General features: G+C 66.3%; 1 protein-coding gene. It reads right to left on the reverse strand.

The annotated features are described in order from the left end of the window. A partial coding sequence (locus tag IH09_RS36225) for an acyltransferase domain-containing protein (protein ID WP_190233527.1) occupies window positions 1–894 on the reverse strand: 894 nt, incomplete at both ends.

Genomic DNA, 894 nt, shown 5'->3' on the forward strand with positions numbered 1-894 from the left:
TCAGCACCCGAAACCACCACCGACGACGGACCATTCACCGCCGCCACCGACACACCCTCAACCAACAACGGCAGCACCTCGGCCTCGGTCGCCCGAACCGCCACCATCGCCCCACCACCCGGCAACGCCCCCATCAACCGCGCACGAGCCCCCACCAACCGGCACGCATCCGCAAGCGAGAACACCCCCGCCACATACGCCGCAGCCACCTCACCAATCGAATGCCCACCCACAAAATCCGGCCGCACACCCCACGACTCCACCAAACGGAACAACGCCACCTCAACCGCGAACAACGCCGGCTGCGCCCAACCGTCCAGGGCGGGGTCCAACTCGGACAGCACCATCTCCAACGCATCGGCAAACACCGGGAACCGCTCATACAGCTCCCGTCCCATGCCAAGCCGCTGACTGCCCTGACCCGAGAACAACACCGCCGACTTACCACCCACCACCGAACCCGACACCACCGCACCATCAGACTCACCAGCCGCCAAAGCACCCAACGCCCGCACCACATCCGCACGCTCACCCACCGCCACCACCGCACGGTGCGCAAAGCTCGTACGACCCGCCGCCAACGACAACCCCACATCCACCGACCGCAACTCCGGCCACGCCTCCACATGCGACAACAACCGCGCCGCCTGCCCCCGCACCACGTGCGCATTCGTCCCACTGATCCCAAAAGACGACACACCCGCACGCCGCACCCGCCCCGACACAGGCCACTCCACAGCCTCCGACAACAACTCCACCGCACCCGCCGACCAATCCACATGCGACGACGGCACCCCCACATGCAACGTCCGCGGCAACACCCCAAACCGCAACGCCAACACCATCTTCATCACACCCGCCACACCCGCAGCCGCCTGCGCATGACCAATATTC

Origin of the sequence: Streptomyces celluloflavus, from assembly GCA_000720995.1 — a bacterium.
Classification (GTDB): domain Bacteria; phylum Actinomycetota; class Actinomycetes; order Streptomycetales; family Streptomycetaceae; genus Streptomyces; species Streptomyces celluloflavus.